Genomic DNA, 17,165 nt, shown 5'->3' with positions numbered 1-17,165 from the left:
GCTCACCCAAACCCACGGAGTGCGGGACAGGCGTTTGTCTGAGGGTTGGTGTTACGAGTTGGCTAAGCGAAAGCGGCCAACGTCTGGCGCGTTGATGATTCGCTCATAAATCAGGCTGACCGGTACGGCCCATTGCATGCCGGTGGCCGGATCAACGATTACGGTATGCGTCGACGTGCTGCTCTGAATGTTCAGACGCTGACGATCGCGAACGGCGACCATGGTGGTGCCCGCCAGGTGAACGATCTTTTCAGCCACCTGCGTTGTCACGTCGTAGTCGGCAATCAAGTACTGAACGGCCCGGCTGAACAGTTGCTGATCATCGCTTAGGTGTTCGCAGTGGTGACGCTCGAGGAACGACAACGCAGCGCTCTGCAGAACATCTTGATATTCCGGTGCTGCAGACAAATTGATCATTGAGTTTTCCCTGCGCGGTAAAGGGCGATAGCGGCCAGCACTTCTGCATGCCTTGCTGCTACGTGGAGGTTATGCGCGTCCATAATGAATTCGGCTTCTTCATCACTGATCGAACCGTCTTCAAGAGCGGCGGCGATTGCTTGATCCACACAGCCTCGCTTTGCGGAAACCTGCACTGAGCGGGCGTAAAGCTCGACATTGTCGAGGGTTCCAGGATCAGCCATCGGAACGAACAGTCCCCCATACAACGAGGCGATGTAATTGGGTAAATAATGTGTCCCGCAGTCCTGCTCTAGCAGGAAAACTTGGGTATCGCTGAGAGGACTGCAACCGGCGTTTTCATAGGCATGGTTGTCGAATTTTTTGAGCTTCAGACCCAGGCGTGCTGCTGCAGCCTCACGTCCGCCGTTATAGCTGCGGATGATCTCGCTCATGACTTCTTTACGGGTGTCTAGGATTGGACTTTTCAACTTCTACTTTTCCCTGTTGGCCCCTGCCGTTACTGTTCGATCACACCTTGTTTGACGCCTAGCAAAACGGCGGCTCGGTGTGCCTCCCCACGGCGACATTGGCTCTGTCCACTCAGCACCGCATAGACGGTGCTGGGGCTCAGGTTGTGCGTAGCAGCAAAATCCTTCGCGGACTGACCGCGCTTCTCCAACGCTTCACGGGCTTTTTTGCGGGCTTGCTCGGTGATGCTTGTGTTCGGCATAGTGCAAATCTCTGCGTTTTCGTGTGATGACAAGCGCAGAATGTGGCAAAAAACTGCCAATGTAAATATGCGAGTGGAAAAATATTGACTCTCTCCGAAGAGATCGGCGCCAGGCTGCGGGAACTTCGCGCCGGTGCTGGCCTGACTCAAGATCAACTGGCTGAAAAACTTGGCGTGTCTAAACGTACCCAAGGTAACTATGAATCGGGTGCCAGCGATGCGCCTGCGTCCTATCTGAGTCTTGCTAATTCGCTGCTCGATTTCGACGTTGCTTATATCGTTCACGGAACGCGGAAGACGCTGCCGAGCGAGGCGCTTACAGACGTTGAAGACTGCTTGATAAGACAGTTTCGAAGCATTCCAGTAGACGATCAGAAGGCGATTCGCCGAATTCTCGAAGCTATGGCCGACGACGCAGCTCGGCATCGGTCTTAACTCGCAACAATCCTGCACAGTCATTGGGGTAACTCTTATTCCAATGCACTTGCTCACCCCCCATAAAGTCCGTTCAGCAATGCACTTTATGGAGTAGTTAGAATGTTGGATCGCAAGAAGAACGATCACATCGCCCTCGAAAACGCCGAGTCGGAAGGTGCCGTACTCACGGAAATCGAGCGTCGATTGATCGATCTGTATCGCCGGCTCACCCGCGTAGAACAGCAGCAGGTTCGCCGAGTGGCCGAGATACTGGCAATCAACCCAAAGGAGAAAGTAGAGGGCTGACCGTCATTCTTTGAATGATCCCGATCGCCGGCGCTCGTACGTCGGCGGTTTGTAACTACGCCACCGCCTGCGATCCCAACTGCTCGAAAAGCTCCCGCTGCTTCGCTCTGGGCATTTCTCGTAAGCGATCGATCAGCATCCGCTCGAACGTCTGCGACGACGGACTGAGCGTGTGCGAGAACGTCAGATTGGCCACCCATGTATGCCCGCACGTTGCATCCAGGCACTGGCAGTATAGTTTCACGAAGGCTGTCGTTACCTCTTCCCGCGAGGCAATCCGGCCCTTGTGTCCGCAGTTGCATACAACTCTCATTATGTCCCTCCCCAGGGGCAGCTGATCGCCACCATTTTGTCACAATCTGTAGTGGTTTTCTTTCTGGTTGGCACTTCATGTAGTGATATCCGCTGATTCTGGCGCAGCTTTCCAGCTGAATCTCCTATCCTCTCTGAGCCTGTCATTTAGCTGATTGAACAACTGACAAATCGGCCGAATCTCGTTGCTCGTGTAAACGCGATCGATCTTCTCGATGTCGCCGAAACCACCGGTGTTTTCTGGAATGATGCCGGCCAGCGCCGGGTTCATTCGCCAGGCGGCGATGACGTCGTTGCGGGTGATGTTTTTTACCTTCTCCAGCTCGTCTTTGGCTTGGAAGTCCCCCACAGGGATGATCTGAATCGCGTTTTCCTTGCCGTTGGGGATGTTGACGAACATGGAGCGGAAGTTGCCCACGCCCTTGCTCGCGCTGATCTGCGCGCGCAGCTCGTCTTCGTCCTCTTCAGTCAGGTCGGGATCGTTGGTGTAGAAGATGTAACCAGCGTGCGCGCCGTTGCTGTAGTAGCGTCGGCGGAAGAGGGTAGCCGCCTCATTAAGCAGCAGCGCCTGCAGGCCGCCCAGGTAATCCGGGATCCCGTAGATGTTCTGTTCCACGTCGTAGTCCAGGACATGAGAGATCTCGTGCTGTTCGAACTCCATTTCTTTGTTGTCGGGCATCAACATCACGTAACCGCCGTCGACCTTTACCCGCATATTGATGGCAGGTAGGTGCTGCAGCTCGAGCACTTGGCCGAATGCGTTGGTGTCGTTATAGAAATACGCTTCGCCAAACACCATGTAGTCCAGCCCGGCGCGGCCCATTGTTTCCGTGCTGCAGCCGGCCGAGGGGATGAACTCACGCAGCAGCAGGTTGCGTTTAAACTTCGGAATGGCGCCGTGGTGGGCATTGGCGCGCAGCAGCTTGGCCAGGCCAACCCGCGAAACCGGCGGCTTGTAGATCTTGCCGTCGTCGCTGGGGAACACACCCACGTACTCGCCGATGTTGCCGGATAACACCTGTTCCGGCTCCCCGAACGTAAACGAGCGCATGGGCTGCTGCGGTGGTTGGGTTATGTGTTGCTTTCTGCGTTTGCGGTTGGCCATGGCTGGTCTGGTTACTCGTGACGTAGCGGCTACGACGCCGCTTGTTGGTGTTCAAAGGTTCGTTTGCCAGCGCGTGCATCACGGCCCAGGCAATGTCGGCGTGGCCGGTGGCGTCGGTGCGTGATGCGCTGTAGGTAATCTGGCCACTGTTGGTGGCGCCGCGCTTGATCGTCAGGAATGCCTGGGCGATGTCCGTCCAGCCGGCGTCCCACTCGATGCGACTGCCTTGGATCGTGTCCTGGGCTTTGAGCACCAGGGCGTTTTTCGCCTCAAGGCTGTAGTGAATTGGCGTTGCTTTGGCGTAGAAGTCGCGCACCAGGTCGAACACGCCGTAACCCACGCCGGTGACATCGATGCCGATGTGCTGGACGTTGAAACGCTCGGTCAGTTTCTTGACCTGAGCGGCCTGGTAGGTGAACGAATGGCCACGCCAGCTGTGCTTTTCCAAAATGCGGAATTTCGCGCCTGGCTCGAGCGGCGGCGCGATGACCACGCAGGTAGCGTCGTCGCGGGTTCGGCTTGGGTCGTAGCCCAGCCAGACTGGACTGTTGCCAAATGGCCGATCGGAGTCCGGGTTGTAGTCCTCCCACAACGACAGATCCGAGTAGCAGCGCTCCAGATCCTTGAGGCTGAATGCGCTTTGAGTGCTGTCGATGAACTTGCAATAAAACAACTGCTGAAATTTGTCCTCGTCGTACTCCAGCTGCAGTTGCTCAAGGTCGAACAGATCGCAGCCACCGGCGATTGCATCGTCCAGGGTTATCGTCTTGCGCCATTGGCCGTCCGGACACAGTGCGCCCTGCGAATATGCCGCTTCGCTCGGCCACACACCGCCGGCCTTCTTGCCGCGTTTGCTGTTGCGAAATTCCTCACCCGACCAGAATGGGTATGCCTGGTGCGACACGGCGCTGGGCGTCGAGAAATAGGTTTTGCGCCATTTCTTGTGGGTGCCCATGGCGCTGGCCACGGTGCTGAGTTTTTCGAAGTCGCGAATCCAGAAATATTCGTCCACGTAGACGTGGCCGTGATAGCCCTGGGCGGTGCTGCTGTTGGTGCTGAGAAAGCGCAGTTCGGCGCCGTTGCTGAGCGTGATCGGGTTGCCGGTCAGCTCGATATCAAACCATTGCTTGGCGAATTGGATGATGTAGCTGCGGAAGATCTCAGACTGCGATCGGCTGGCAGACAGAAACACCTGGTTGTCGCCGCTCAACACAGCGTCCATGAACGCTTCGCCGGCGAAGTAGTAGGTCAGGCCCACCTGCCGGCTTTTGAGAATGTTCCGGACACGGCGCGTCAGCGGGTTCTGTTTCGCCTCGAACAGCTCTTTCTGATAGCCGTACATCTTCGAGATGAATTTATCGAGGAAATCCACTTCGGTCAGGCCGCTGATGTCGTTCTTGGCCTTCTTTTCCCGCTTCTTAGCGCCGCCTTCGCCTCGCTCACGGCGTTGACCAGGTTGCCGTTCGCGAGACACGTCCGGACGATCTGACGGCGCCGCCGGTGAAGGTTTCGCGGCCAGTTTTTTCAGGCGCTCAAGTAGGCTCGTCAGCCGCTCCAGTTCGTCCAGTTCGGCTTTCGTCAGCGGCTCGACCTTTTCCAGAATTAGTGTGATGCGCCGATTGACCGCGCTTAATGGTTCTTCATCCGTCAGCATCTCGTCCCAGCCGCCTTGGCGGATCCAGTAATAGACGATTCGGATGTTGGGTAGCTTCAAATGCGCCTGTATTTCCTTCACCGAACAGCGGCGCAGGTAAAGGCGTTTTGCGGCTTCTTTAACTTCGGTCGGGTAGTTCATGCGCCGCAGTCTATGCGGCGAAAACCCTGGAAACGCGGGGTTAAATACTGCGACTCGCCTATCTGGTTCAAATAGGAGAATGCTGAATTTCAACCGTTTGTTTGGCGGCAAACGGCTCCCTATCGTGGCGGCTCATTCAACGATTGAGCGCAGTCACCCCTCATGCCCCGTTCCCTTGTCTCCTACTGGAAACGTGTTGCCACCAGCGGCCCGACTGTCGATGGCCGCGAGATCCTTCCCCAGGAACTGCGCGATATCGCCGAGACCTACACACCAACCAAATACACCGCTGTGATCTGGTGCGACCACGAGCGCTGGCCTGGCTCGCACGGCACCGTATTCGCTGTGCGCCTGGTTGAAGAGGGCGAGGATCTGGAGCCAGGTCAAATTGCGCTGGAAGCTCAGTTAAAACCGAACGATCGCCTGCTGTACCTCAACGATCAAGGCCAAAAGCTGTTTACCAGCATTGAAATCACTCCGAATTTTGCCGGTAGCGGCAAGGCCTATCTGACCGGTCTGGCGGTGACCGATTCGCCCGCAAGCCTCGGCACCCAGGAACTCTATTTCTCTAACCGAACCAGTCGCGCCGCTTACTACGCCGCGTCGCTGGAGCTTGGTCCGCTGCGCGAACCCGAGCCGCAGGGCGAGATCGGCCGTCTGGCTGCAATGTTTACCCGCCTGTTCAAGCGTTTCGGCATTGACGACACCGCCGCCGAAACCACTCCGCAAACCCCAACCGAGAGCAAACCCCCAATGGATGAAGCTACCGCCACGGCTTTAAAAGCCCTGCTGGCCCAGCTGCTGGTCGTCGCCGCCGGCATTCAGGCCGTGATCGAGCCTGCCGCCGAAGACGCACCGGAACCCGATCAAGCCCCGATCGATGATGTCACTGACGCGGTGGACGAGATCGTGACCACGGCCGAAGAGGAACGCGAATTCAAGCGCACCGGCGGCGGAAACAAAGCTGTGCTGGCGGCATTGGCCAACCTGCAGAAGCAGTTCACCGAACTGAAAAACACCAGCAACGGCCGTCAGTTGCCACGCAATGCTGGTCCCGCTGACAAATCCAAAGCGCGGGTACTCTGACCATGGCCCGTTCCCTGAGCGCCTACGGCGCCAAGATGTACGCCGAAATGCAGCTGGCGATCGCCGAGACTTACGGCGTCCCGTTGTCCAGCAAGATGTTTTCCGTTGAACCGTCGATCGCCCAAGAGCTGAACGACGCGATCACCGCGAAAGCTGATTTCCTGCAGCGCATCAACGTCATTCCAGTGACCGAGATCAAAGGCGAGAAGGTGTTCATTGGCGTGTCCGGTCCTGTCACCGGCCGTACTAACACCAAGACCACCGATCGCGAAGCCAAGGATGCGTCGGAGCTGGAAAACAGCACCTACGAGTTGTCGTCAACCGAATCCGATGTGGGTCTGCCGTACGCAAAAATCGACGCCTGGGCGAAGTTTCCAGACTTCCATCAACGCTATTCCGCCGCGGTGCAGAAACAGATCGCCCTCGATCGCATCATGGTCGGCTTCCACGGCTTGAAAGCAGCTGCACAGACGGATATCGAAACGTATCCAATGCTGCAGGACGTGAACAAAGGCTGGCTGCAGCAGCTGCGCGAGCAAGCCCCGCAACAGGTGCTGAAGGAAGGCAAGGAAGCGGGCAAGGTGACCTTGGGGCCGAATGGCGATTACGCCAACCTGGACGCCCTGGTCCATGACACCAAGCAAATGGTGGATGAACGTCTGCGCGACGGCGGCGATTTGATCGCCATCATCGGCACCGACCTGTTGGCGGCTGACAAAGCGAAGCTGTACGCCAAGCAGGGCGATACGCCAACCGAAAAAGAACGCATCGAAGATGCTCAAGTGATCGCCACCTACGGCGGCTTGCCGAGCTTCAGCGTACCGTTCTTTCCGGTCAACGGTGTGCTGGTCACCAGTTGGGACAACCTGTCGATTTACTTCCAGGATTCCAGCTGGCGCAAGCAAACCGTGGACAACCCGAAACGCTCTCGCGTCGAGGATTACAACAGCCGCAATGAGGGCTATGTGATCGAGCAGCTGGAGAAAATCGCGCTGACCGAGAACGTGGAGCTGCTGAAGTGAGCCTGGCTCTCGCGCACAAGCGCCGCACCCTGGCGTTGGGCAGCGCTGCAGTAATTGCTACGGCCGCGGCACCGCTGGCGTATTCGCCGGCGGAAGCCTTGAGCAGTCCAGCCAACGCGAAAAAGCATCTGCTGCTGATGGAAGCCTCGCTGGATCAGGATCTGCAGCGCCTAAGCGACATCAAGGGGCTCGCCGGGCGTCAGGCACTCAAGCGCGAGGAGCTGTTGCCCAAGTACCAGGATTTCATCCAGCGCTATATGGATTCGGGTTTGGTCATGCCGAACCGTGTTCTTGTCCAGGTCATGGTCTGGCTGTTCGACACCGAGCAATTTGAGGATGGCCTGGCGCTGGCTGACTTTGCGATCGAGCAGGGGCAAGAGATGCCCGAGCGGTTCAAGCGCCGTGATGTGCAGACCTTCGTCGCGGACGCCGTGATCGACTGGGCTTATGCCGAATACAACGCGCAGCGCAGCCCGGAGCCGTACCTGTCCAATCTGCTGCCACGTGTCGACGGTGAATGGGAGCTGACCGAACAGATCCCGAGCAAGTACCACAAGTTAATCGGCATGCGCGCCATGGAGGCCGAGCAGTGGGAAACCGCGCTCCAGCACCTGGAACGTTCCACCGAGCTGTACGCGAAAGCCGGCAATGAAACGCGCATTGCGAAGTGCCGCAAGGCGATCGCAAAACAAACACCCGCCGTGACCGGCGCCGAATAACCGACTACCCCCCCCAGCGGGGAACTGTGGACGTGTGTCTGCCATTCATGGCTAGCCCCACGAAAAACAGTCTCCCCGCCCTATTCGAGCGGTCAGCAATGAGCTTTTCCGGGAAACCCACCACCTTTGTGGAACAGATCATCGAGAACGACGGCTTCTGGCCGGATCTCTCCGTGTCTGAGTTTCAGAAAGGCTATCGCCTGCCGGCGGAGTTCCTGGGCGACTTGCTGACCGACGCGCTGAGCATCGCCATGGCTGAGGTCAACGACGACCTGGCCACGCTCAAATCCAGCTGGCTCACGGCGGGCATTGCGACGGTGGAAAAGGCCGATCCGATGCTGCTGCCGGAGCGTGCCTGGAAAGCGAAGTTGTACAAACGCGCCGTTTATTGCCGTGCGAAGGCCAGCGCGCTGCAGCAGTTCGCCACCGTGACCCGCCGCGAAAGCGCCGAAAACACCGGAAAGGAAGCACCAGAGCGTGAGGATACGTTTCTAGCCTTCAGTCAGTCCGCTGTACGCGCCCTGCAGGGCCGTGGCCGCATCACGGCGAAGTTGCTATGACCAAGCTGCAGACGCTGACCGCGTATCTGTTGGAACGCCGCCTGGTTGAGCCTGAACAACTCGACAGTTTCACCGAGCAGGTGAAGCTTGCACTGATCTGGAAACCCGACGTCGACGGGATGCACCTGGGCGACATGCACTATCGCGCCGCGATCGTGCTGGAGCGCTTCGCCGACCATCCGGCGCGCTTGATGGCACTGGTGGGCAGTTGGTTGGAAAACAACGATGCCAACCGGGACCGCCACGAACTGCCGGCACCGGAATTTCTCGTGGAGCCGGTGGATAGCGACCTTTTCGACGTGGAAATCACGTTGGAGTTTGTCGAGCCGCAGTATCTGGCCGAAGACCCTGCCGGGGAGATCGAAGCCTTCGGCAAGAGCTGGGCCTTTGTCCCGTTTGATCTGTGGATTGCAGAGCGCGGCGAGGTGGCCACCGATGGCGGGGCGTAGCACGTTCGAACTCGACATTCGCGGTCGCTTGGGCGTACGCGAACAGTTGGCGTTGCTGAGCCTGCCGCCGCAATTGCGCCGCCGCTTGCTGAACCAGGTCACCAAACGCGTGCGGACAATGAGCCGCAAGCGAGTACGTGAACAAAAGAACCTGGACGGCACGCCCTTCGCTCCACGCAAGGGCGACAGCAAAGGCAAAAAGAAGATGGAAGCCGGCCTGGCCAAGTTGATGGTGGTCACCCGAGTGTCCGCTGATGAAGCGGAATTGGGCTGGAAAAACGCCCTGACCCGATGGGTGGCCGCGCAGCAGCACAACGGCGTCAGTGAGCGCCGCACCGCCCAGCAGATGCGCCGATGGAACAAGACCCCACCGGGTTTGGCAGCAACCGACAAGCAAGCCAAGCGCTTACGCCGGTTGGGGTTCCGTGTGCGCCAAGCGGGAAAAAAGACGCTGACCCGGCCCTCGGTAGCGTGGATTCAGGAGCATGTGAACTACGCCAAGGCGGGGCTGCTGATTCGGATCCTGGACGACCAGCGCCGCGAAAGCACCGGAGCGCAGAGCTGGGAAATCACGCTACCGAAACGCCAATTCATCGGCGCCGAAACTGAACGCGACACCAACCTGCTGATTAACCAGGTGTTGCAACAAATTCTGAACTCACCCCGCTAACGAGGCACTGCATGGCACTCGGTCAAGTCACCGTCGACAATCTCAATCTAGGCCAGGGCGCCGTGACAGAGGTTGAGCGTTACTTTCTTTTCATCGGCCCCGCCGCCAAAAACGTCGGCCAGATCATTCCGTTGAACACCGACAGCGATCTGGACGCCGCCCTGGGCGTCCCGGCGAGCGATCTGAAAACCCAAATCACCGCCGCACGTTTGAACGGTGGCCAGCGCTGGGCCTGCATGGCGGCCCCGATCGGCCCCGAAGGCGACTGGGCCACCGCTCTGGAGAAAACCCAGCAACAAGGGGTGTCGGTGGAAGCGGTAATCGTCACCAAGCCTGTCACCAAGGGTGACGAACTATCGGCCATGAATGACGCGGCCGTCGCCCTGAACAACACCTACGGCCGTCGTGTTTTCTTTCTGGCAAGCACCGCCGGCATCGCCGTCGACCAGACCTGGGCACAGTACCTGAGCGAGCAAAAAGCGTTGGTAGCGGGTCTGGCAGCGCCGCGCGTTTCACCGGTGCCGCAACTGCACGGTAATGACTTGGGCGTGCTGGCTGGCCGCTTGGCCAATTCGGCAGTCAGCATCGCTGATAGTCCGATGCGCGTGGCCACCGGCCCGGTGTTGGGACTTGGCGACGTGCCTATCGATATGGAGCTGATCCCGCTGCCGTCCGCTGTGCGCAGTGAACTGGATCGGGCGCGGTTCTCCGTCACCCAGACCTACCCCGACTACCCGGGCGTGTACTGGGGCGACTGCAACATGTTGGACACCCCGGGCAGTGACTTTCAGGTCGTGGAATACCTGCGCATCACCGACAAAGCCGCTCGCCTGATTCGCCCGCTGCTGATCCGCCGTGTAGCCGATCGCCGCTTGAACAGCACGCCCAACAGCATGGCGGTGAACACCAACCAACTGATGGCGCCACTACGCGCCATGGCCAAGTCCATCAAGTTCAACGGCGAGGTGTTCCCCGGTGACATCGAGCCGCCGAAAGACGGTGACCTGGTGCTGGAATGGCTCAGCAAAACCAAGGTTGCGGCTTACATCAAGCTCAAACCCCTCAACTGCCCGAAAGACCTCACGGCGAACATCGCTCTGGATCTTTCTACTGACAAAACGGAGTAACGCCCCATGGCAAAGATTGGCGGCAAGAACTTCGACGTGAGCCTGGGCGATCTGTCGCTGCACGTCGAGAGCTGCACCCTGGACATTACCGACAACTCGGCTGTGGCCCAAACCCGGGGCGTGCCTGACGGCTACGTGGAGGGTGACGTGGCCGCTGCCGGCGAACTTGAACTGGACAGCTCCAACTTTCAGTTGCTGATCGACGCGGCGCGATCGGCGGGCAGCTTCCGCAAGCTCAAGGCGTTTGACGCGGTGTTCTTCGCCAAGGCCGGCGAAGACGAGGAACTGCGCGTGGAAGCCTTCGGCTGCAAGGTGAAGATCTCCAGCCTGTTGTCGATCGACCCGAAAGGTGGCGAGAAGACCAAACACAAGGTGCCGTTTGACGTCACCAGTCCGGACTTCATTCACATCAACGGCGTTCCGTACCTCGACGCTACCGAGATCGAGGGGATCCGTTAATGGTGGACTGGTTCGACCGCGCCCAGGAGCTGGAGCAACGCCAACGTGACCAAGCGATCAAGGCCCAGCTGCTGACGCCTGTGCCGGTCGGGCCAAGCCTGACCCATTGCCAGGACTGCGATAACGAGATCCCGCCGGCGCGCCAGGCACTGGGCGGTAAAACGCGGTGTGTCCCGTGCCAGACGGGCTTTGAGCAGAGTAAACGCTGATGACGACTGACGCCGCACGCCTCGGAACGCTGGAGCAGAGATTCGCCGTATTTGAACACCGGCTGAGCGAGTTGGAAGACCGCCACGAAACCGTGCCTACCCGCGTGACCAAGTTGGAACAGGGGTTCGAACACATGGCCGGGCAACTATCGGAACTGAACGCTGGCCAGCAGACCCTGACGGTCGCGGTGAACGACATCGGCGCCAAGGTCGGCCGCTTGCTGACCATTCTCACAGTGGTCGCTTCTGTGCTGCAGATGGTTGTGCCGGCACTGTTGCGGGTGTGGTTCCCATGAGCCTGCGTGGCAGGATTCAAGCCGGTGTGATTGCGCTGGCCAGCGCTCCGTTGGTGATCTTCCTGGGCACTTGGGAAGGCCATGGCCAGAACACCGTTTATGCCGACAAGTTGGCCAGCGGACTGCCCACTGTCTGCAAGGGCATCACCCGACACACCAGCCCGTTCCCGGTGGTAGTCGGTGACTACTGGTCGCCCGTTCGTTGCGCCGAGGTGGAGCAGCTGGTGATCCGCAAAACCCAGCTGCAGTTGGCCGACTGCATCACCAACCCGGACGTGAGCCAGAACACTTTCGACGCGCTGACCAGCCATGGACACAACGTCGGTGTGCCCAGCACTTGCGCCAGTCGGGCGGTGGCGTTGATCAACGCCGGCCGCATTGCTGACGGATGCAGGGCGTTGGCCTGGGCACCGGACGGCAAGACACCGGTATGGGCGTACGTGACCGACGCCCAAGGCCGCAAGCGCTTCGTTCAAGGCCTGCACAACCGCCGGCTGGCTGAAATGGAGCTGTGCCTGCGATGAGCCTTTCCCCATTGCGCCTGGCGCCTTTCGTGCTGCTGGTGGCCCTGCTGATGTGGGTGGCGTTCGATCGGGTAACCGATCAGCGCGACGACGCCAGACGCGAGCGCGACAGCGCGCAATGGGAAGCGAACGGCCTGCGGGAAGCGGCCCGAATCAGCGGCGAAATGCTCGCTGAGCGGGATGCGATCGACCAACGAAACACCAAGGAATTGACCGATGCACTCACTGAAAACGAGCGCCTGCGCCGCGCTGTTAGCGATGGCTCTGGCCGGTTGCTCGTCCGCGCCACCTGTCCCGCCACCGGATCGGTGCCCGCCGCCGCCGGCACCGCCCGCATGGCTGATGCAGGACGCGCCGAACTCGCAGCAGACGCTCGACCGGATTATTTCACCCTCCGTAATCAGCTCGCCCTAAGCCGGCAAATGATTCTCGGACTGCAGCAATACGTCCGTGGCGTGTGCCAGCGATCGCCAGCGCACCAGGACACCACTTTTCCCAACCTCAACAAGAGATCTACCCAATGAGCCAACAGAACAACACCGAAATCACCCTGGAAGTCGGCGAACAGGAATTCACCTTCAACCTGACCCCGGCCGACGTCACCAAGTATTTCAACGCTCTGACCCAAACCAACAAGGTCGCCCCGGGCAACAACCTGTTGATGACCACTGTGCTGCAGGAACAAAAAACCGTGCTGAAACCGCTGCTGGGCAACCCGGTGATGGTGATGCAGATCGCCGGCGCTCTGCTCGAGGAGTACGCGCCCAACGTTGAGGTGATCGTAAAAAAGCGCTCGAGCACGCTGAGCGCCTAAGCGAAAACGGACTGGGCCAGTTAATGGCCCTGACGAACCGCTGGCTTCCTGGTGCCGAACCCACGTCCGAGGCGATGGGGACGGCCAAGTGGCTGGAGGACGAACACTGGAAACGCATGGAGTTCGCCGTGGCTAACGGCATCGCCCTTGCGCTGAACGGGTAACGACTTTGGCAGACCGTAGCGCCAGCCTGGCTTTCATTCTCAGCTTGCAGGACAAGGTCACCGCGCCTCTGGGCAAGGTGAAAATGGGCTTTTCCGAGCTTGCCGATCAGAGTGAAAAACACATAAAGACGATCGGGCTTGGCCTGGGCGGCGTGACCGCTGCTGTGGTCGGGATCCGTGAGTCCATGGAACCGGCGCTGGAGGTCAATCGCGCCCTGGGCGACGTCCGATCGTTGGGCGTGGCCGAGGATGCGTTGTCGGCACTCAATGCCAAGTCGCTGGAATTCGCGGTGAGCTATGGCGAGAACGCCAAGGATTTTGTGGCCTCGGCTTACCTGATCGAGGGCGCCATTAAGGGGCTTGCCGGCAACCAGCTCGCCACGTTCACCAACACCAGCAACTTACTGGCGAAGGCCACCAAGACGGACGCTGAAACCATGGGCGAATACGTCGGCACGCTCTACAACCTGCAGAAGTCCCAAGCGGATGCGATGGGGAAGGGCGCATGGGTGGAAAAACTCGGCGGGCAAACGGCGCTGGCCGTGCAGTTGTTCCGCACCAGCGGCGCGGCGATGAAAGACGCTTTCAAGGAGGCCGGCGCGATCGCCACCACATCGGGCGTCGATCTTGCCGAACAGATGGCGGTGATCGGCACGCTGAGTAGCACCATGGAGGGCGGCGACGCCGGCGGGCGCTATAAGGCGTTCTTCGAAAACATCGGCGCGGCGTCGGAAAAACTTGGCATGAAGTTCACCGATCAGCAGGGCAAAGTCCTGCCGATGATGGCGATTCTGGACTTGCTGCAGGGCAAGTTCGGTGATCTGACCAGCGCGTCGGCCGGGGCCAAGTTAATGGAGGCCTTCGGCGGCGAAGGCGCCCAGGTGATTGGCGCGTTGGCCAAGGATACCGATCGACTGCGTAACGGTATCGAGCAGCTGGGCAAGGTGCGCGGACTGGAGAACGCCGAGCAGATGGCCCGGGCGATGGTCGATCCGTGGCAACAGTGGGCGTCCCTGGTCGAAGTCATGCGGGTGGTGTTTGGCCAGGTGCTGATACCGGTACTGACGCCGTTCATGAGCAAGATGGTCGACATCGGGAAAACCCTGGTGCGCTGGTCGCAGCTGTTTCCCAACATCACCCGGGTGATCGGCATCACCGCACTGACCATCATGGCCATCGTCGGCGCCATGTCGTTGTTGACCGTCGTGGTCGGCGTCGCGCGGATGACCTGGCTGGGCCTGTTATCGGTGTGGAAGGTTGTTCAGCTGCTCAACCTGCGCACGGTCGCCGGCTTCGTCCTGCAGAAACTGGCGATCCTGGCTTACATGGCCGTGATCTACACGCTCAGCGCCGGCTTAACACTGCTACGCGGCGCCATGCTGCTGTGGCAGGGCGCTATCTGGCTGGTCAACGCGGCGCTGCTGGCCAACCCGATGGTGTGGATCGTGGTCGGGGTTCTCGCCTTGGTGGCCGTCATTGTCGCAGCGGTCTACTACTGGGACGAATGGACGTCCGCCCTGATGAACACGGCTGCGTTCCAGTTCGTCGCTGACAAGCTGCAGAAGCTATCCGACTGGTTTAACTCCATGGGCGGTTGGTCAGGCATGGCCAAGGCCGCATGGGACAGCATCGTCGGCATTTTTACCAAGGCCGTAAACGGCGTGATCGAGCTGCTGAACAGCATCCCGGGCGTGAATATCGAAGCGCGCTTCGGCGGTATGCCTGAAGTGCCCGGCGTCGATGCCGCGACCAATGCCGCCGACACCGCCAGCGCCGCACAGAAAGCCCAGCAAACCATAAACGCGGCAATCCCCAGCCTTTCGCCGGCGCGCCCTTCGGCGGTGCCGCCCGGCGGCTTGCTGACCAGCATCCAGAACAACAACAGCAGCCAGAACAAGGGCACGCATGTGGAGAACGTGAACATTCACACGGGCAAGGCCATGACCCCGCTGGAGGTGGAAAATATGGTGGCTATGGCGGTCGGCGGATGAGCGAGTACGTAGACCTGTTGATCGTGAACAACGACCTGGCACTGGATCCATCCCACCAGCCGCTGTTGGTCGATGACCGCGCCTGCATCGCCCAGGACATCGCTCACATGATCCGCGACAGCGGGTTGCTGGTGACGATGGTGGCCGAGCGCGATCGGCTGCGGCAGCGCGACTGCATCCAGCAACTGGAACTGTTGGTGGAGGACGACCAGCGCCTGGTGCCGGGCACGGCACGCATCACCCAGCAGGAACCAGGCGTGTACCTGGTCACTGCGAAAACCCTGAAATTTGGTTCGATTGAGGTAAGTCTGTGAGCCAGGTCGATTTTAAGAAGGTGATCGCCGACGCCGGCATACCGACCACCGAGGCCGGTTTGAAGGCCGCGTGGGAAAAGGAAGTCGAAGCCCAAGGCGCGAAGGTGGCCAACACCAGCAGTTATTCGCCGTTCTGGCGGGTGATGACCGCGCTGGTGACCAAACCGGTGTTGTGGCTATTGGACTTTCTGTGCCTGACGGTGCTGCCGAATTTCTTTGTGAAAACGGCGGTGGATGCGTGGCTGGACATGCTTGCTTGGGCGGTCAACGTCGAGCGTAAAGGCGCCACCAAAGCGCAAGGGAAATTGCTGTTCACCCGCGCCTTACCGGACGGCGTCATGGAGCTGGAAAAGGGCATTGTGGTGCAGTCGGCCGCCATCAACGGCAACGTGTACAAACTGATTACCACGGCGCCGGCGACGTTCGTCGCGGGCCAGCGGCAGCTGGAAGTCCCGGTGGAGGCGATCGAATCGGGCAGTGGTTTCAACCTCGCCCCGGGTTACTACGCCATCCTGCCCGTGCCCATCCCAGGCATTGTCCAGGTAGTGAACAAGGACGGTTGGCTGGAATCACCTGGTGCGGATCCGGAGCCGAACGACCAGCTGCGTTTGCGCGTGCGCAACCAGTTCTCGGCGGTCAACCAGTGGCACACCGACGCGGTGTATCGCGCCATGATCTCGGCCTTTCCGGGCGTGCGTCCGGATGGCGTTTACTTCGAACACGGCGCACCGCGTGGTCCGGGCAGCGCGAATGCCTTTGTGCTTTTTGATGCGGGTGTACCGGCGGCGACTTACCTGGAGCAAATCAATTCGCACATTCGCGACCAGGGCAACCATGGCCACGGCGATGATCTGCTGGCCATGGTGATGCCCGAAGTACCCGTGAGTGTTGCGATGACGCTTTGGCCGCAACCGAATCTGAGCGCCGAGCAGATCGACACGTTGAAAAGTGAGATCGAGCTATTCATCCGGGCCGCGTTTCGCGAAAGCACGCCCCGCGATTATCAGCCGACGCTGACTTATCCCCAGTCGCGTTTCAGCTTTAGTCGACTGGCTGAGGAACTGCACCAGCAGTTTGCCGATATCGCCTCACTGCGATTTACCCCGGGCGTCGACATCACCAGCGGATTGGACATCCCGCGCCTGACGTCGCTGAAGGTGAACGTGCAATGAACAAACTGAAACTTCCGTTCTGGCTTGGCGGTACCGAGCTGTCAAAGCTGGTGGCCGCTGCACAGGCGTGGTGGGAAACCGTCACCGGCTGGTTGCGTTGGCCCTATTCGCAGATCGATCCCGACACCTGCCACATGAGCATCCTTGAACTGTGGGCCTGGCAACGCGACGTGACGCGCTTCAAGGGCGAACCCGAGTCGCTGTTTCGACTGCGCGTGAAATACGCGTTTATCAACTCGGTCGACGCCGGCAGCACCGCTGGGTTGAAACGCATTTTTGAACGCCTGGGCGTGGGTTACGTCGAGATCGAGGAACGCCAGCCCGACCGCGATTGGGACGTCGTGCTGCTGAAGTTCAGCAACGCTCAGTTGTCTTTGAACCCTGAACTTTTGCGCGTGCTGATCCAACAGTACGGCCGAACCTGCCGCCGTTATGACTTCGTCACCATCACCCCCGTGGGGCTGCAAATTGCCCTGATCGACTTCAACGACGACCAGCAAACGCTGGTTGCCAGCCTGTAGGAGC

At 59.6% G+C, this 17,165-nt stretch carries 25 protein-coding genes; 19 read left to right on the top strand and 6 right to left on the bottom strand.

Going from position 1 to position 17,165, the window contains the following annotated elements:
- Positions 1-51: 51 nt before the first annotated feature.
- Genes J3P75_RS18895 through J3P75_RS18885 form a run of 3 tightly spaced genes read right to left on the bottom strand, consistent with a single transcriptional unit; the run spans position 52 to position 1,129 of the window.
- On the bottom strand, positions 52-417 hold the full coding sequence (locus J3P75_RS18895) for a hypothetical protein (protein WP_434707791.1): 366 nt from the start codon (positions 415-417) through the stop codon (positions 52-54).
- The gene (locus tag J3P75_RS18890) at positions 414-887 is read right to left on the bottom strand and encodes a YmfL family putative regulatory protein (protein WP_434707790.1); all 474 of its coding nucleotides are present in this window, start codon (positions 885-887) and stop codon (positions 414-416) included. The genes J3P75_RS18895 and J3P75_RS18890 overlap by 4 nt, the downstream gene beginning before the upstream one ends.
- Before the next feature lie 29 nt (positions 888-916).
- The gene (locus J3P75_RS18885) at positions 917-1,129 is read right to left on the bottom strand and encodes a DNA-binding protein (RefSeq protein WP_206415005.1); all 213 of its coding nucleotides are present in this window, start codon (positions 1,127-1,129) and stop codon (positions 917-919) included.
- A gap of 537 nt (positions 1,130-1,666) precedes the next feature.
- Between J3P75_RS18885 and J3P75_RS18880 the strand changes: the two genes are divergently transcribed.
- Positions 1,667-1,852 (top strand): hypothetical protein, encoded by a 186-nt coding sequence (locus J3P75_RS18880; protein WP_434707789.1) that lies wholly within the window; start codon positions 1,667-1,669, stop codon positions 1,850-1,852.
- Positions 1,853-1,907: 55 nt separating this feature from the next.
- Here J3P75_RS18880 and J3P75_RS18875 read toward each other — a convergent pair whose 3' ends face one another.
- The 3 genes from J3P75_RS18875 to J3P75_RS18865 all read right to left on the bottom strand — a co-directional run bounded on the left by J3P75_RS18875 (position 1,908) and on the right by J3P75_RS18865 (position 5,064).
- Positions 1,908-2,165, bottom strand: a complete 258-nt coding sequence (locus J3P75_RS18875; RefSeq protein WP_206415008.1) for an ogr/Delta-like zinc finger family protein — start codon at positions 2,163-2,165, stop codon at positions 1,908-1,910.
- Between the two features lie 75 nt (positions 2,166-2,240).
- The gene (locus J3P75_RS18870) at positions 2,241-3,149 is read right to left on the bottom strand and encodes a phage portal protein (protein WP_434707788.1); all 909 of its coding nucleotides are present in this window, start codon (positions 3,147-3,149) and stop codon (positions 2,241-2,243) included.
- A complete protein-coding gene (locus tag J3P75_RS18865; RefSeq protein WP_434707787.1) occupies positions 3,043-5,064 on the bottom strand; it encodes a terminase large subunit domain-containing protein in 2,022 nt (673 codons plus the stop codon). Before J3P75_RS18865 ends, J3P75_RS18870 begins: the two co-directional genes overlap by 107 nt.
- Before the next feature lie 162 nt (positions 5,065-5,226).
- Between J3P75_RS18865 and J3P75_RS18860 the strand changes: the two genes are divergently transcribed.
- From J3P75_RS18860 to J3P75_RS18775, 18 genes are all read left to right on the top strand, one after another.
- The gene (locus J3P75_RS18860) at positions 5,227-6,150 is read left to right on the top strand and encodes a GPO family capsid scaffolding protein (RefSeq protein WP_281925292.1); all 924 of its coding nucleotides are present in this window, start codon (positions 5,227-5,229) and stop codon (positions 6,148-6,150) included.
- Between the two features lie 2 nt (positions 6,151-6,152).
- Positions 6,153-7,172: a phage major capsid protein, P2 family gene (locus tag J3P75_RS18855; protein ID WP_206415011.1), complete on the top strand. Its 1,020-nt coding sequence runs from the start codon at positions 6,153-6,155 to the stop codon at positions 7,170-7,172.
- On the top strand, positions 7,169-7,891 hold the full coding sequence (gene gpM / locus J3P75_RS18850) for a phage terminase small subunit (RefSeq protein WP_434707786.1): 723 nt from the start codon (positions 7,169-7,171) through the stop codon (positions 7,889-7,891). The genes J3P75_RS18855 and gpM overlap by 4 nt, the downstream gene beginning before the upstream one ends.
- 98 nt (positions 7,892-7,989) lie before the next feature.
- Positions 7,990-8,451, top strand: a complete 462-nt coding sequence (locus tag J3P75_RS18845; RefSeq protein WP_281925286.1) for a head completion/stabilization protein — start codon at positions 7,990-7,992, stop codon at positions 8,449-8,451.
- Positions 8,448-8,900, top strand: coding sequence for a phage tail protein (locus tag J3P75_RS18840; RefSeq protein ID WP_281925284.1), 453 nt, complete (start codon positions 8,448-8,450; stop codon positions 8,898-8,900). The genes J3P75_RS18845 and J3P75_RS18840 overlap by 4 nt, the downstream gene beginning before the upstream one ends.
- Complete coding sequence (locus J3P75_RS18835) at positions 8,887-9,570, top strand: phage virion morphogenesis protein (RefSeq protein WP_434707785.1); 684 nt, start codon at positions 8,887-8,889, stop codon at positions 9,568-9,570. The genes J3P75_RS18840 and J3P75_RS18835 overlap by 14 nt, the downstream gene beginning before the upstream one ends.
- 11 nt (positions 9,571-9,581) lie before the next feature.
- Entirely contained in the window at positions 9,582-10,697 is a 1,116-nt protein-coding gene (locus J3P75_RS18830; RefSeq protein ID WP_206415016.1) for a DUF2586 domain-containing protein, read from the top strand.
- A 6-nt stretch (positions 10,698-10,703) separates the two neighbouring features.
- On the top strand, positions 10,704-11,156 hold the full coding sequence (locus J3P75_RS18825; RefSeq protein ID WP_071173507.1) for a phage protein: 453 nt from the start codon (positions 10,704-10,706) through the stop codon (positions 11,154-11,156).
- On the top strand, positions 11,156-11,365 hold the full coding sequence (locus tag J3P75_RS18820) for a TraR/DksA family transcriptional regulator (RefSeq protein WP_206415018.1): 210 nt from the start codon (positions 11,156-11,158) through the stop codon (positions 11,363-11,365). The genes J3P75_RS18825 and J3P75_RS18820 overlap by 1 nt, the downstream gene beginning before the upstream one ends.
- A complete protein-coding gene (locus tag J3P75_RS18815; protein WP_039756531.1) occupies positions 11,365-11,661 on the top strand; it encodes a hypothetical protein in 297 nt (98 codons plus the stop codon). The genes J3P75_RS18820 and J3P75_RS18815 overlap by 1 nt, the downstream gene beginning before the upstream one ends.
- Entirely contained in the window at positions 11,658-12,185 is a 528-nt protein-coding gene (locus J3P75_RS18810; RefSeq protein ID WP_434707784.1) for a lysozyme, read from the top strand. Before J3P75_RS18815 ends, J3P75_RS18810 begins: the two co-directional genes overlap by 4 nt.
- On the top strand, positions 12,182-12,709 hold the full coding sequence (locus J3P75_RS18805; protein ID WP_434707782.1) for a lysis system i-spanin subunit Rz: 528 nt from the start codon (positions 12,182-12,184) through the stop codon (positions 12,707-12,709). The genes J3P75_RS18810 and J3P75_RS18805 overlap by 4 nt, the downstream gene beginning before the upstream one ends.
- Positions 12,706-12,999, top strand: a complete 294-nt coding sequence (locus J3P75_RS18800; RefSeq protein ID WP_039756535.1) for a putative phage tail assembly chaperone — start codon at positions 12,706-12,708, stop codon at positions 12,997-12,999. Before J3P75_RS18805 ends, J3P75_RS18800 begins: the two co-directional genes overlap by 4 nt.
- Before the next feature lie 23 nt (positions 13,000-13,022).
- Positions 13,023-13,163 (top strand): DUF6890 family protein, encoded by a 141-nt coding sequence (locus J3P75_RS18795; protein ID WP_434707781.1) that lies wholly within the window; start codon positions 13,023-13,025, stop codon positions 13,161-13,163.
- A gap of 5 nt (positions 13,164-13,168) precedes the next feature.
- Positions 13,169-15,154, top strand: a complete 1,986-nt coding sequence (locus J3P75_RS18790) for a phage tail tape measure protein (protein ID WP_434707780.1) — start codon at positions 13,169-13,171, stop codon at positions 15,152-15,154.
- The gene (locus J3P75_RS18785; protein ID WP_434707779.1) at positions 15,151-15,468 is read left to right on the top strand and encodes a DUF2590 family protein; all 318 of its coding nucleotides are present in this window, start codon (positions 15,151-15,153) and stop codon (positions 15,466-15,468) included. The genes J3P75_RS18790 and J3P75_RS18785 overlap by 4 nt, the downstream gene beginning before the upstream one ends.
- Positions 15,465-16,640, top strand: a complete 1,176-nt coding sequence (locus tag J3P75_RS18780; protein ID WP_434707778.1) for a baseplate J/gp47 family protein — start codon at positions 15,465-15,467, stop codon at positions 16,638-16,640. The genes J3P75_RS18785 and J3P75_RS18780 overlap by 4 nt, the downstream gene beginning before the upstream one ends.
- Positions 16,637-17,161 (top strand): phage tail protein, encoded by a 525-nt coding sequence (locus J3P75_RS18775; protein ID WP_122698986.1) that lies wholly within the window; start codon positions 16,637-16,639, stop codon positions 17,159-17,161. Before J3P75_RS18780 ends, J3P75_RS18775 begins: the two co-directional genes overlap by 4 nt.
- Positions 17,162-17,165: the final 4 nt, after the last annotated feature.

Source organism: Pseudomonas sp. R1-1 (assembly GCF_051132135.1).
Lineage (GTDB): Bacteria > Pseudomonadota > Gammaproteobacteria > Pseudomonadales > Pseudomonadaceae > Aquipseudomonas.
This window is presented reverse-complemented; position numbering and strand designations above follow the sequence as displayed.